Origin of the sequence: Novispirillum itersonii subsp. itersonii ATCC 12639, assembly GCF_000381985.1 — a bacterium.
Classification (GTDB): Bacteria; Pseudomonadota; Alphaproteobacteria; order Rhodospirillales; family Rhodospirillaceae; genus Novispirillum; species Novispirillum itersonii.
This window is the reverse complement of record NZ_KB907352.1, coordinates 66292-79164: the sequence shown is the minus strand read 5'-3', so window position 1 is coordinate 79164 and position 12873 is coordinate 66292. Positions and strand designations below refer to the sequence as shown.

Genomic DNA, 12873 nt, shown 5'->3' with positions numbered 1-12873 from the left:
CGGGGCTATAGCTCAGCTGGGAGAGCGCTACAATGGCATTGTAGAGGTCAGCGGTTCGATCCCGCTTAGCTCCACCATCAAAACCCTCGGGTAACACCCGGGGGTTTTGTTTTTTCGGCTTCGCAGTCGCGTCGAAGTCTCGGGGCGCTCCCGTTTAGGTCCGCCCTCAAAACCCTCCGTTCATCCCGGGGCAGTGGCTTGCGCTTGCCCTAAAGGGCAGGGATACTTGCCCGGCTCATCCGTGGGCCCCTGACGATTCAGCGACCGGAACCGGAATGCGTATACTGTTAACAGGAACAGCCTGCGGTACGATTTCTCCGGATATCCGTCTCTGGGCGCCGGAGTGTACTGTTCTGCCCGGGGGCGCAGCGCAGTCCGATATTGAGCAGTTTGCATTCGGTTCGCCGGACGGGGGGCGGGTCATTGTTCATATCCCCGAATCAGCGGCCGAAGCGGCGGCGGGTACTGCCCTCTGCTGCACCTGGGTTCCGGTCGTCGTCATACTGCCTGAGTGGTCCGATGATCTGGCCGATGCGCTGATGACCGCAGGGGTCGAGGATGTCCTTGCTGTTGAGGATGGCTTTGCCGAAGACGGCGGGGGGCTATACCGGGCCTGCCGGAAAGCATGCAAAAGGGCCGGGCGGAGTGGGCTGTTGCCGTCCGTGTCGGCCCAGACTCTGTTGCAGACTATTCTGGATGCGGCCCCTGAGCCGATTTTCGCCAAAGATGCCAGCGGGCGCTATGTGCTTGCCAACCTCGCCTGCTGCCGGGTGATGGGGCGGGAGCGCGATCAGGTCATCGGGCGGCGGGACCGTGAGCTTTTTCCGGCTGACGTTACGGCTCTGGTTGAGCGGGTTGATAACGAGGTTCTGCAGGGTGCCTGCAGTCATTCTTACGAAGAGAGAATTCCGACCCCTGCCGGAGAACGGATTTATTCCACCGTCAAGGCACCGGTGTTGTCTCAGGCTGCCGGGGTGACGGTCGTCGGGCTGGTTGGGGTGGCAAAAGATATCACCCGGCGGGCCCATGCCCTGCAGGAACTGGAAGAACGGACCCGCCTGCTGGCTCTGGCCGAAGATGTTGCTCATGTCGGTCACTTCCGGATCCGTTTTCGTGACCGGCAGGTTCACTGGTCGCCGGTCTGCTATGGTCTCTCCGGTGTCATGCCGCACGATTTCACGCCGACGGTGCGGAACCATCTGCAGGCGGTGCATCCTGCAGACCGCCAGCTGTTGCGGCAGGCCCGGCGTGTTGCCTTCCGTCACGGTATTGAAGTGTCGCAGGACGTCCGGTTGATTCTGCCGGATGGCCTGTGCCGGACGGCGATGGTCCGGTTGCTGCCGGAACGGGATCCGCTCAGTGGCAGCTACTGTGCTCTGTTCGGAGTGGTGTTTGATACCACCGATATCCGCGTCGCCCGGCAGGAGGCTGAAGAGAAGCAGGAACTGCTGAACATGGCGGTTTCGTCGATCACCGATGGTCTGGTTCTGTATGATGAGGATGACCGGCTGGTGCTGTGCAATGACAGTTACTGCCGTATGTATGAGCTTCCGGCGGATCTGGCCCGCCCGGGAACGTCGTTTGAAGAGTTGCTGCGTTACAGCACCAGCCGCGATACAGCGATGACCGATCCTTCAGAGAAAGTGCAGTGGTTCGCGGACCGCATCACCCTGCATCAGGTTGGCGGCAGCGTCGAGCAGCGGTTTGGCGACCGCTGGTATCTGGTGAATGAAAGCAGGCTTCCCAATGGCTTCCGGGTCGGTACCCGTGTTGACATCACCAATCTGAAAGAAGCACAGCTGGAGGCGACGGCGGCCAGCCGGGCCAAAAGCGAGTTCCTGTCCAATATGAGCCATGAGCTGAGGACGCCCCTCAATGCGGTTCTCGGGTTTGCCCAGCTGATGCTGTCCAGTTCCCGCGATCCGCTGACGGACCGTCAGCGCCGCTCGGTGCATCATATTCTGCAGGCGGGCGAGCATCTGCTGACCCTGATTACCGAGATTCTGGATCTGACCCGCATTGAGGCGGGTAAGCTGGTTCTGGTCCCGCAAGGGGTCGATCTGGGGGAGCTGACCCGTGATTGCGTCGCGCTGACGGACAGTCTGGCCCGCAAGCATCAGGTTCAGGTGACCTTTGAGGGTGCCGGAAGGGAGGAGATGATCTGGGCGGACCCGACCCGGACCCGTCAGGTGGTGCTGAATCTGTTGTCCAATGCGGTGAAGTACAACCGTCCGGGGGGATTCGTCCGCATCCGGGTCCGGCCGCAGGCTGAGCCCCGGCGGCTGGTGCTGGAGGTTGAGGACAGCGGGCGGGGGATACCGCTGTCCCGTCAGGCGGTGCTGTTTGAGCCCTTCGCCCGGCTTGGGCTTGAAGACAGCGGTATCGAGGGAACCGGGATCGGTCTGACCATCAGTGCCCGTCTGATGAGGGAAATGGGCGGTGAAATCGCCTTCTCCAGCACTGAAGGGGTTGGAAGCGTCTTCCGGGCAGATTTCCCTCTTGCCCCGGCGGGCTGAGCGCTATATGTCGCGCTGGTATGCATACCGATTGGTCTGAAGGTGATGTGCGGATGACACTCGACAGCCTGACAGTGGATGAGCTGGCGGAAAACTTTTCCCTCTTTGATGATTGGGAAGACCGTTACCGCTACATCATTGATCTTGGGCGGAAGATGGCACCGCTGTCTGATGCTGAGAAGGTGCAGGCCAATAAGGTCGAAGGCTGCATGAGTCAGGTGTGGCTGACCCACGCGGTGCAGGCCGGTGAGCCGGAAGCCCGGCTGTTCTTTTTCGCGGACAGTGACGCCCATATTGTGAAGGGCCTGCTGGCTGTGCTGCTGATCCTGTTTTCGGGAAAAACCGCACGGGAGATTCTGGCGGTGGATGCCGACGCGGAACTGGCCCGGCTGGAGCTGGACCAGCATATCAGCCCCAACCGCCGTAACGGGGTCACCTCGGTGGTGCGGACCATCCGGGCGCTGGCGGCGCAGTCCCTCCAGCCCGTGGCGGATGCCTGAGCCGGAGTGCTGTCCGGGGTGTGGTAAAGATAAAGGCGTGGTCCGGTGACGGAACCACGCCTTATCTGTTTCAGGTCCTGCTCTCTGGTCGGCCGCGGTTATTTGGCCGGGGGCTGCTTTCCGGCATCTGCCGGATTCACCGCCCAAAACAGGTCAAACCGGCGGGCCGCTGCAGACGGATTGGGCAGCTGAACCCGGAAACCGGTGGTCTCACCCGGCAGCAGCTGCGGCACCGGGGGCTGGGCCGCCATTTCCTGCACCATCGCCCCGGACCCGTCAAACAGGGTAACGTGCAGGAAAGGAACCTTGCGGGTGCTTTCCGACACATTGGCGATAAAGCCCCGGATGATCAGGGTATCAACGCCACCCTGTGCCAGCCGTTCGCTGGTGGTTTCCTTAAACTGCAGACCAAGGCCCGGAACATCGACCGGAATCCCGGCCATTTCATAAAAGGCCTCGGTTTCGGGCATACGCAGGACAATGGTTTCACGCCAGTACCACGCGGCGGCACCCCCGCCACCCAGCACCACCAGCAGCGCCATCAGGGTTGCCAGAATCGGCAGCAGGATCCGGCGACGCGGTGGCGGTTCCCGCGTGAACATATCCGGCAGCGGTGCGTCCCCGTCCACCGACATGAAACCATCGTCGGTTTCGATCAGGGATTCTGACAGGTCATCATCGTTGCTGAAGCTGGAAAAGCCGTCGTCATCGTCCCGGCCTTTCTTCAGCCCCTCGTCGAAACCGAGGTCAGAGAACGGATCGTCATTGCTGTCGGCGCGGGAGCCGCTGCGGCGACCGTATCCGTCATCCTCGACACCCCGCAGGACCGACTCGAACGGATCGTCCCCGTCATCCTGCGCCGCCATCCGGGGCGCGGGCCGCCGTGACGGGGTGGGGTCCATCTCCATCGGGACGGGAGGATCTCGGTACTCAGGACGCTGTGCAGCCCGCTGCGGCGGGGCAAAATCGTCATCGTCCTGATAGGAAAAAGTATCGGTGGCGCGCTGTGGCGCAGCCCGACCGGCCGGCGGAACGGGCGCGGCCATAGGAGCATAGGAGCCCTCAGGCGCGTCGTCGGGCATTTGCCGCCAGACGTGCGCGCACTGCGAGCACTTCAGCTTACGCCCCTTGGGGCCGATTGCACCATCGGGTACGCTGAAAGACGTACCGCAACTCGGACAGGTGATATCCATGACAGACCCGTTTGGCCCCCGCTTGTCACCCCAGTTATAGGCTTTACCAGCAGGACACACAAGCACAGGAGCATTTACAAGCAGTTAATCACCGGCTTTTTGGCGGGGCGCTGCGGCCGCCGTGTGGGCCGGTTTGACGGATGCGGCGGGGTATGCCACTGTTTCCGCCGGTTTCCGGTCCCGGTTGTTTCCCTGTGGTTTCCGTCAGGCACCCGGGAGAGGCCGGGAAAACATTTATAAGATTTCAAGGGCATGGCTTTAAAGGCAGGACAGAACAGAACCAGGGTCGCCCGCATTATCGATGCGGAGGGGTCCACCGCTGTGCGGTTTGATAACGTCAGTCTGCGCTATGGCAGCGGGCCGGATGTTCTGCAGGATGTCAGCTTTTATCTGGATCCGGGATCTTTCCATTTTCTGACCGGACAGTCGGGGGCGGGAAAAACGTCCCTGCTCAGTCTGCTGTATCTGGCCCGCCGCCCGTCACGGGGTGCGGTGCAGATGTTTGGCACCGATGTCAGCTCCGCCCCCCGCGATGCCCTGCCCGCGCTGCGGCGGCGAATCGGCGTGGTGTTTCAGGAATTCCGGCTGCTGGACCATCTTTCGACGCTGGATAATGTTGCTTTGCCGTTGCGGGTGGCCGGAGTTTCCGAATCGGAGATCCAACGCCATGTGCCGGAGCTTCTCAACTGGGTCGGTCTGTCCCGGCATCTGCACGCCACCCCGCCGACCCTGTCGGGGGGGCAGAAGCAGCGCGTTGCCATTGCCCGCGCCGTCATCAACCGCCCCGATCTTCTGGTGGCGGATGAGCCGACAGGCAGCGTTGATGACCGTACCGCCACCCGCCTGATGCATCTTTTCATGGAACTGAACCGGCTGGGGACGACGGTGCTGATCGCCACCCATAACGAAGGGCTGGTGCGGAAGTTTCCGTTTGAACGCCTGCATCTGGAGCAAGGGCAGGTCAGCGTGCTGCCGCCCTTATCCGGGTGGGGGACATCGGATGGCCTGTTCTCCGGCGGCAGTTCGCTGTCGGATCTGGAGGACCTGTGATGGCCCGGTTTCTGCGGTCAGATCTGCCAATTGCTGCAGACCCCGGCAACCGTTTTCTGCCGCTGCTGGTGGCTGCGATGGTTTTTCTGGCAACGCTGGCGCTGGCCGGGGCGCTGGGCCTGCAGGATATGACCACCCGCTGGCGCGGGGCGATGACCGGCACGCTGACTGTTCAGGTGCCTCCGGTTGCGGGAGAGAGCGCAGCCGACACCGCCGCCCGGGTGGAACGGGTGGTCCGTCTGATGGTATCCCTGCCAGATGTGGCGGCGGCTAGCGCGGTTGCGGATGATCAGCTGGTGCAGATGCTGCAGCCGTGGCTGGGGTCTGATGTTCTGATTACCGATCTGCCGGTGCCGCGTCTGGTGGATGTCACCCTGAAGAACGAGGCGGTAACCGGCCTTGATGCCATGCTGGCCCGGGTCCGGGATGTGGCACCGGGGGCGCTGATCGATGATCATCGGGTCTGGCTGGCCCGCCTGATTGCTCTTGCCGATGGTATCCGCCTGCTGGCGTGGGCCATTCTGGGACTGGTCGGGGTGGCGACAACGGCGGCAGTGGTCTACGCGACCCGGTCTGGTCTGGCTGTCCATCGACCGCATATCGAAGTGCTGCATCTGATTGGCGCGACAGATGGCTATGTCGCCCGGCAGTTCGCCCGCCGGGCGCTGGTGCATGGTCTGATCGGGGGCCTTTCCGGATTTATACTGGCGGTTCCGGCGCTGGTCGGACTTCTGATCCTGCTGGCACCGCTGGAAGGCGGTCTGGTGCCGGTGCTGTCGCCGGTTCCGGTTCATTTTCTCGGGCTCGCCCTGTTGCCTGTCTTTGCCGGAGCGGTGGTCATGATGACCGCATACCGCACCGTGCGGCGGCAACTGGCGCGGATGCTGTAAGGGGCGGGCGATGCGGCGGCATCGTTTTGTAATTCGCGGCACACCGCATCTTGAGACGGTCGGCCGCATGGTCCGGCAGACCGTGTCGTGGATGACCCGGCTGCTGGCCTTTGCGCTGGTGCTGGCTGCCGCCTGGCTGCTGGGGCTGATTCATTATGTCGAGACCATGCCCGACCGGGTGGAAGACGCGCTGACCCGCACCGATGCCATTGTGGTGCTGACCGGGGGCAGCGAACGGTTATCGACCGGCCTTGACCTGCTGCGGCAGGGGCGTGGCGATGTGCTGTTCGTCTCCGGTGTTTTCCCGGAGACCCGCCTGGAAACGCTGCTGCGCGACGATCCCGGCACCGATGATCTGCGCAACCGCATCTTTCTGGGGCATGTGGCTGCCGATACCATCGGCAATGCGATTGAAACGGCAATCTGGATGCGGGAACACCGCTGGCGGTCGATCCGGCTGGTGACGGCAAACTATCATATGCGCCGCAGCCTGCTGGAGTTTGAGGCGGCTTTGCCCGGGGTGCGGATTATTCCGCATCCGGTCTTCCCGGCGACCGTAAAGTGGGATGCGTGGTGGCGCTATCCGGGCACGGCGGCCCTGTTCGCTACGGAGTACACAAAATATCTGGCCGCCCGCCTGCGTCTGCTGCTGCCCGATACCCCGGCCCCGGGGTGGCAGCGCTAATCCGTGGCCTCCCCTGCGGAGATTGAGTATAAGCGCTGCGGTTTCTGGGCATCGCCACGGGGCGGAACAGAGTCGGGAGAGAGACAGGGATGGCTGTCGTATCAGCGCTGCGGTCGGTTATTTACAACATTTTCTATGTTTTCTGGACCATCCTGATCGGATCTCTGGGGATCCCCACCCTGCTGGTGCCGGGAACGCGGACTTTTGCCGTGCCGCACCTGTGGTGCCGGGGGCTGGTCTGGGGGGCGCGGATCATGCTTGGCATCCGCTGGCGTGTTGAAGGGCTGGAACATCTGCCACAGGGCCCGTTTATTCTGGCGTCCAAGCATCAGTCAGCGTGGGAGACCCTTTTCCTGCCGATGCTGGTTGAAAAGCCGGTTTTCGTCCTGAAGAAAGAGCTGCTGTCGATTCCGTTTGTCGGCTGGCACATGGCGAAAACCGGGATGATTGCGGTGGACCGTAAGGCCGGGGCCTCTGCGATGAAGACGATGCTTCGGGGGGCTGAGCAGGCGTTTGCGGAAGGACGCCAGATGATCATTTTCCCCGAAGGCACCCGTGTCCCGGTCGGGGAGACGCGGCCGTTCCAGCCGGGGGTGGCGGCTCTCTATGCCCGCTTCGGTGACCGGGTGCCGCTGGTGCCGGTGGCCCTTAACAGCGGTCTGGTCTGGGGCCGCAACAGTTTCCTGAAGTCATCGGGAGAGGTAGTTGTGCGGATCATGCCGCCGATTCCCGGCGGTCTGGACAAAAAGGTGTTCACTCAGCAACTGCAGGATCTGATTGAAGGCGAATCCGACCGGCTGTGTGCTGAAAAGGGCTGATGGGTGTCCTTTTGGCCCTGATGGGGGCCGCTGTATAAAAGCCGCCTAGGGGGATCGGGCGGCTTTTCTGTTTCTGTGGATAACTCTGGGGGCTGGGTGTGGGCTGCCGGTGGAGAGGATGGTTTCAACTCTGCCGCGACCGCATACTTCTGCCGAGTCGCTCCAGTGCTGCCCGCAGGCCGTCATCAGGAATATCCGCAACTGCGGTTGTGATTTCTGCGACCTCAGACGGGCGCAGGGCCCGTTGCCGGACCTCCCGCGGGGGCCGTTTGATCGGCAGCGGGGCCTGTACGATTTTCAGGCGCGCAATCGCCGGATAGCCGAAATAGCCGTTGATCCGCTGGAGAAGAGCGGGGGCGTCGTGCTGGATCTGCACAGCGAACGGGCCGGAAGGCACCCGGATCGTCAGTTCACCGCCGTCCCGCTGCCCTTTTGGAAACCGGACCTGTTCCGGCAGGACGTAGGAGGCCATCAAAGGGCCGACGATACTGTCCCAGCGGGCGATCAGATCTCCTTCGGCCAGTCCGCGCCGCCCAAGCAAAGGACGGGTTAAAGGGGCGCTGACCGCACCGATGGCCATCGGGCCCCGGGCCATACGGCGGGGCTCCTGCAGGGGAGCCGGTTGTCTGGCGGTGCGGGGTGAGGAAGACTCGGGCGAGCGTGCCATACCGGAAGCAGATCCTGACAAAAGAAATCCAGTCAGATACTGTAGCGACTTTGTCGGGGACAGGCTATCTGCTGACGCGGGGCTGATCTGCGGCCCGCTGTGGCCCGTACTCCGGCACAGTCTCCATTTCTGTGTGAGCCCGCACGACGATGACCGGCCAGAACCTGACCACTCCGGGGGCGCTCAGTGCCCGCCTGCTCGATTGGTATGATGCCGAGCGGCGGCACCTGCCCTGGCGCTATGCCCCGGGGCAGGTGGCGGACCCTTACCGGGTCTGGCTGTCGGAGGTGATGCTGCAGCAGACTACCGTGGCGGCGGTCGTTCCTTATTTCAAGACCTTTACCACCCGGTGGCCGACAGTGACGGATCTTGCCGGGGCCGATGATGAAGCCGTGATGGCGGCTTGGGCAGGTCTTGGATATTACGCCCGGGCCCGGAATCTGTTGAAGTGCGCGCGGGTGGTCCGCGATCAGCATGACGGGCAGTTTCCTGATACGGAAGACGGGCTGCGGCGTCTGCCGGGAATCGGGACCTATACGGCAGCCGCCATTACCGCCATTGCGTTCGGAAAGCGGGCGGTGGTGGTTGATGGTAACGTAGAACGGGTCATCAGCCGGATGTTTGCGGTCACCGATCCCCTGCCGGGCAGCAAGGAGCAGATCCGGGTGCTGGCGGATACCCTGACCCCACAGGACAGGGCCGGGGATTATGCGCAGGCGATGATGGATCTGGGCGCGACCCTGTGCTCCCCCCGCAATCCGGCCTGCGGCCTGTGCCCGTGGATGATGGCCTGCGAGGGGCGCAAGCAGGGTATCGCGGAGAAGCTGCCGGCCAAGGTCGCCAAGGCGGAAAAGCCGCTGCGCCGGGGTATAGCGTTCTGGATTGTCCGCTGGGATGGGGCGGTGCTGCTGCGGCGACGGGCCCCCGAAGGTCTTCTGGGGGGCATGACCGAGATACCGTCTACCCCGTGGCGCGAAGGGGACTGGTCCCGCGAAGACGCTATACTCTACTCCCCCGTTTCTGCCGACTGGCATCCGCTGCGGGGGCTGGTCCGTCATACCTTCACCCATTTTCATCTGGAACTGTCGGTGCTGTCCGGTGTCGCGAAGGGAGGGGAGTACCCCGGGTGCCGGTGGGTTCTGCCGGAGGATATGGATGGGGAAGCCCTGCCGACCGTGATGCGAAAGATCGTCCGGCTGGCTCTGGGGCAAGGATAATCTGTTCCCGCACTGCACTTCAGGGGTCTGATTCTGTTGGTGTTTCTATGTTGCGCTGCATGGGGTGGCCCTATTTTTTTGATGGCTTTTCTGTTATTGTAAGACTCAGGGATCTTTGTTGAGACCTGAAGAAAGGGATGGGGACCGCGGTGGGCGCGGCAGCGTACCGCCCCGGCAGTATTCCACGGAGGATCTGCCATGCTGACCCTGACGGACTGCCTGCATTTCAGCGGAATTACAGAGGCTGAACTGGCACTGGTGGCACACCACGAACATCTGCCGCCTTTGGTGGCGCTGGAAAAAGCCCACGCCTTCCTGCAGAGGGACTGGGGGGAACCTGCCCTGCGGCAGATGGTCCTTGATGAGGTCCGGGCCGCTCTGCTGTCGGAAGACCCCGAGCGGGCGCGGGCGATGCTGGAGCAGTTGCAGAAAACTTTCACGGATCATCCCGGTGGGATTGACCGGCGGATTCCGATGCCATCAAAAAATAGTCCTTAAGGCCTATTCTGTTTACGGCAGAGAGGCTGATCTTTTTGCGGGGGTGGAAACGGGAGTTTCTGCCCCTTTCTGCTTGCTATTGGTGGTGATTTAAAATGATTTGATCGGATTTTGTTTCATGGGGAATGAGTCTCTTTTCTTTTTATAGTTATTGAATAATTACAATGTATTGCGTGGATGATTGGGTGTCTTTTTCAGGGGTTTGGTTGGGTATGACTGTGTAAAAAAGTCGGAAATATATACACTTTCGTCGATGGATCAGGTCGCAGGTGCAGTACACTTTCTCTCCATTGCGCACCGCTGGGAGATATGGAATGTTAAGAATTACTTAAACCATAAGAATAAGGGGGATTACGACTATGGACAGAATGTCTGATAGTGCCCTGCTGCGCTCTGCCCGTCAGGCCCGCGCCTCGGCCGCCCGGTTTGCGGCGATCGTTGATCGCTTTGGGGCTGAAATGCCCGGTCATATCGACCGCCTGCATGAAGCTCTGGCCGATATCCGCCATGTTGCCGATACGTTGGGCCACGGTACGGTACATCCTGCCGCCCGTCACTCGGTTTCCGCCCCGTCCCGGATGGCAGCGGAGTGAGGCTGGCGGAGATCTGTCTGTAAAACCGGTCTTCCTTTTGACGTCTGATGCTCTAGAGTGCGCCGGAGACTTTGGTAAACGGGGCTCTGATGATGCAGTGGAGCGTTACGGCGGAAAAGTGGATGTCCGGTGTGCGGCAAAGCGGATTGTCCGTGGGACTCGGGCTGCTGGCGCTGACCGGAGTGGCAGGCATCTCGATGGCGGCGCAGGCGCAGACTGCGGCTGTCCCCCCGGCGACCGTGCAGACCGGAGAGCGATACAGCATTCAGGTGCCAAAAGGCTGGCAGCTGGTGAACCGCAGCGGAAATGGTGCTGTCGAAACTCTGTCGTATGTGCCTGAAGGCCAGTCTGCGGAGCGCTGGCAGGACATGCTGACCATTCAGGCCGTGCGGACGTCTGCCGGGGTGCAGGCCCTGTCACCGGAACGTTTGTATGCCCAATCTCAGAACAGCTATGAGCAGGCTTGCGATGGTGTAAAGCTTGGCACGTTGCAGGCAGGACAGAGCAACGGATATCCTTCAGCTTTCTGGGTGCTGGGCTGTGCAAAAGTGAAGGCTGCCGGATACGGGGAAACGGCGTTTTTCCGCACTATTCAGGGCACGTCGGCGCTGTACATGGCGCAATGGGCTTGGCGTGTCGCGCCCTTTGATAAGACAGAGGGGCCGCCGTTGCTGGAAGACCAGCAGAAAGAGGCGCTGACGACATTGCAGAGTTTTCAGGTCTGTGATCCCGCGAGCCCCCAGCACCCGTGTCGACCGGGGCAGTAAGGGCGATGATGCCTCATCCCCACGTGGGCATGTAAGCCAAGGGGGCGGATGCCCCCGCCCGGCGTTTGAGGGGCTGAAAAATCAAAAACTCTCCGTAAAGGCACTCAGGCGGCGTTTCAGGGCCTTGGTATGACCTTTCCGGGTGGCTTTATCTTCGCCGAACAGCGGGGCGATGTCCGTTGCGATCGCGAGCTTGATCGCAGGATCAACCTGATGCAGGTCATAGGCGGCCTGCAGGGCCATCCACAGCTCCGGCCCGGTGCCGAAATAGCGGCCCAGCCGCAGGGCTGTATCGGCGGTGACCCCCCGCCTGCCCCGCAGCAGTTCGGAAATCCGTGGAGGCGGAACCCGCAGCGCCATAGCCAGCGCATTGCCGCTCAGGCCTAAGGGGTCCAGATATTCCTGCCGCAGGACAGTCCCCGGATGCTCCGCCGGGGCTGGGAGAGTGTCGGTGGCGTCGGTCACAGGGGCCCTCCGGGGATGTGGGGGATCAGCTTGGGAATGTGTCGGCCAGCCAGTCGAGGAGGATGGTCGCAGCCCGTTCCCAGTCCGGCTCCAGCATCATGGCATGGCCCATGCCGTTCAGAATGTGACAGGGCGCATCGTAATAGCGGGCGGTGCTGCGGGCCATCCAGGGCGGGACAAACGTATCTTCCGAAGCGCCGATTACCAGCATCGGGGTCGATTTGCCATGGGTGGCGACCGGCGGCGGGGAGAAGGTCAGGTCACTCTGTGCCCGCATCGACTCCGTCTGGAAGCGGGTCAGATATTTCTGGGTGGTCTCCAGCGGCACACTGGCCGGGAACAGAGCCCGGTGCAGGGCTTCGGCTGAGGCCATCTGGGTTCCGAACGTCTGCATTCCGGCAAGGGTCCACAGAATGTTCGGGGTGTTCAGGGCCATGTGCAGGGTTGTGCCCCACAGCCCGCCCGGTGAGACAGAAGACATCAGGACGGCCCCTGCCGCAGTGTGCAGAGGATTGCGCTCAATCAGCCGCTGCACCACCATGCCCCCCATGCTGTGCCCGATCAGGACCGGTGGGCGGGGCAGGCCGGTGAGCACATGGCTGACATCCTCGACGAAATCATTCATTCCGGCGCGCTGCAGGTCGTTGAGGCTGCCGCTGTTGCCGTGCCCACGCAGCGAAACCGCATAGGCGTTATATCCTCTGGCAGCAAACCAGTCGAGAAAGTGTTCCTGCCAGATCCAGGCTCCACAGAAAGCGCCATGTACAAACAGCAGTGGTGGTGCGTTGGACGGGGTGGCGGGACCGGCGTGCAGGACTTCCAGCGACAGGGACTCAGGAAATGTCATCTCGGCATGCACTCGCAGCAGGGGGAATACAGGGTCCAGCATAGGCCATCCATCAGAGACGGCAGTAAAATTTTTGCGACAGATCCGTATTCTTGCCTGGCAGGCTTGCCCCTTTAACAGAACAGGCACCGCCGGGGGCGATGCCTGTCTGTTCTTGAGGTCCCGAT

The 12873-nt window shown here is 62.1% G+C and carries 14 protein-coding genes, 1 tRNA gene and 1 pseudogene; 11 read left to right on the top strand and 5 right to left on the bottom strand.

Going from position 1 to position 12873, the window contains the following annotated elements:
• The first annotated feature begins 1 nt into the window (after window position 1).
• The 3 genes from G365_RS0117790 to G365_RS0117780 all read left to right on the top strand — a co-directional run bounded on the left by G365_RS0117790 (window position 2) and on the right by G365_RS0117780 (window position 3016).
• Window positions 2-77, top strand: a tRNA-Ala gene (locus tag G365_RS0117790).
• Window positions 78-662: 585 nt separating this feature from the next.
• Window positions 663-2516 (top strand): PAS domain-containing sensor histidine kinase, encoded by a 1854-nt coding sequence (locus G365_RS0117785; RefSeq protein ID WP_245554780.1) that lies wholly within the window; start codon window positions 663-665, stop codon window positions 2514-2516.
• 53 nt (window positions 2517-2569) lie between these two features.
• Window positions 2570-3016: a cysteine desulfuration protein SufE gene (locus tag G365_RS0117780; protein WP_043742917.1), complete on the top strand. Its 447-nt coding sequence runs from the start codon at window positions 2570-2572 to the stop codon at window positions 3014-3016.
• Between the two features lie 98 nt (window positions 3017-3114).
• Here G365_RS0117780 and G365_RS24150 read toward each other — a convergent pair whose 3' ends face one another.
• Both G365_RS24150 and G365_RS24515 read right to left on the bottom strand, forming a co-directional pair.
• Entirely contained in the window at window positions 3115-3924 is an 810-nt protein-coding gene (locus tag G365_RS24150) for a DUF3426 domain-containing protein (protein ID WP_245554779.1), read from the bottom strand.
• Window positions 3925-4110: 186 nt separating this feature from the next.
• Window positions 4111-4209, bottom strand: a pseudogene (locus G365_RS24515) (zinc-ribbon domain-containing protein); the annotation flags it as partial.
• 321 nt (window positions 4210-4530) lie between these two features.
• Between G365_RS24515 and ftsE the strand changes: the two are divergent.
• The 4 genes from ftsE to G365_RS0117755 all read left to right on the top strand — a co-directional run bounded on the left by ftsE (window position 4531) and on the right by G365_RS0117755 (window position 7652).
• Entirely contained in the window at window positions 4531-5259 is a 729-nt protein-coding gene (gene ftsE, locus G365_RS22245) for a cell division ATP-binding protein FtsE (protein WP_245554778.1), read from the top strand.
• The gene (locus tag G365_RS0117765) at window positions 5259-6149 is read left to right on the top strand and encodes a cell division protein FtsX (RefSeq protein WP_019646890.1); all 891 of its coding nucleotides are present in this window, start codon (window positions 5259-5261) and stop codon (window positions 6147-6149) included. Before ftsE ends, G365_RS0117765 begins: the two co-directional genes overlap by 1 nt.
• A 10-nt stretch (window positions 6150-6159) precedes the next feature.
• Complete coding sequence (locus G365_RS22240; RefSeq protein WP_019646889.1) at window positions 6160-6834, top strand: YdcF family protein; 675 nt, start codon at window positions 6160-6162, stop codon at window positions 6832-6834.
• Window positions 6835-6923: 89 nt separating this feature from the next.
• Complete coding sequence (locus G365_RS0117755) at window positions 6924-7652, top strand: lysophospholipid acyltransferase family protein (protein WP_019646888.1); 729 nt, start codon at window positions 6924-6926, stop codon at window positions 7650-7652.
• 124 nt (window positions 7653-7776) lie between these two features.
• On the opposite strand, the gene G365_RS0117750 is transcribed toward G365_RS0117755, so the two are convergent.
• Window positions 7777-8319, bottom strand: a complete 543-nt coding sequence (locus tag G365_RS0117750) for a DUF721 domain-containing protein (RefSeq protein WP_081628614.1) — start codon at window positions 8317-8319, stop codon at window positions 7777-7779.
• A gap of 149 nt (window positions 8320-8468) precedes the next feature.
• Here G365_RS0117750 and mutY point away from each other — a divergent pair, with 149 nt between their 5' ends.
• From mutY to G365_RS23235, 4 genes are all read left to right on the top strand, one after another.
• Window positions 8469-9536: an A/G-specific adenine glycosylase gene (gene mutY, locus G365_RS0117745; RefSeq protein WP_019646886.1), complete on the top strand. Its 1068-nt coding sequence runs from the start codon at window positions 8469-8471 to the stop codon at window positions 9534-9536.
• Between the two features lie 198 nt (window positions 9537-9734).
• Entirely contained in the window at window positions 9735-10034 is a 300-nt protein-coding gene (locus G365_RS0117740; protein ID WP_019646885.1) for a hypothetical protein, read from the top strand.
• A gap of 359 nt (window positions 10035-10393) precedes the next feature.
• Window positions 10394-10627 (top strand): hypothetical protein, encoded by a 234-nt coding sequence (locus G365_RS0117735; protein WP_019646884.1) that lies wholly within the window; start codon window positions 10394-10396, stop codon window positions 10625-10627.
• An 89-nt stretch (window positions 10628-10716) separates the two neighbouring features.
• The gene (locus tag G365_RS23235) at window positions 10717-11394 is read left to right on the top strand and encodes a hypothetical protein (protein ID WP_019646883.1); all 678 of its coding nucleotides are present in this window, start codon (window positions 10717-10719) and stop codon (window positions 11392-11394) included.
• Between the two features lie 81 nt (window positions 11395-11475).
• Here the strand turns inward: G365_RS23235 and G365_RS22230 are convergent, their stop codons facing one another.
• Window positions 11476-11859 (bottom strand): HigA family addiction module antitoxin, encoded by a 384-nt coding sequence (locus G365_RS22230; RefSeq protein ID WP_019646882.1) that lies wholly within the window; start codon window positions 11857-11859, stop codon window positions 11476-11478.
• Window positions 11860-11884: 25 nt separating this feature from the next.
• On the bottom strand, window positions 11885-12748 hold the full coding sequence (locus G365_RS0117720; RefSeq protein WP_019646881.1) for an alpha/beta hydrolase: 864 nt from the start codon (window positions 12746-12748) through the stop codon (window positions 11885-11887).
• Between the last annotated feature and the right edge of the window lie 125 nt (window positions 12749-12873).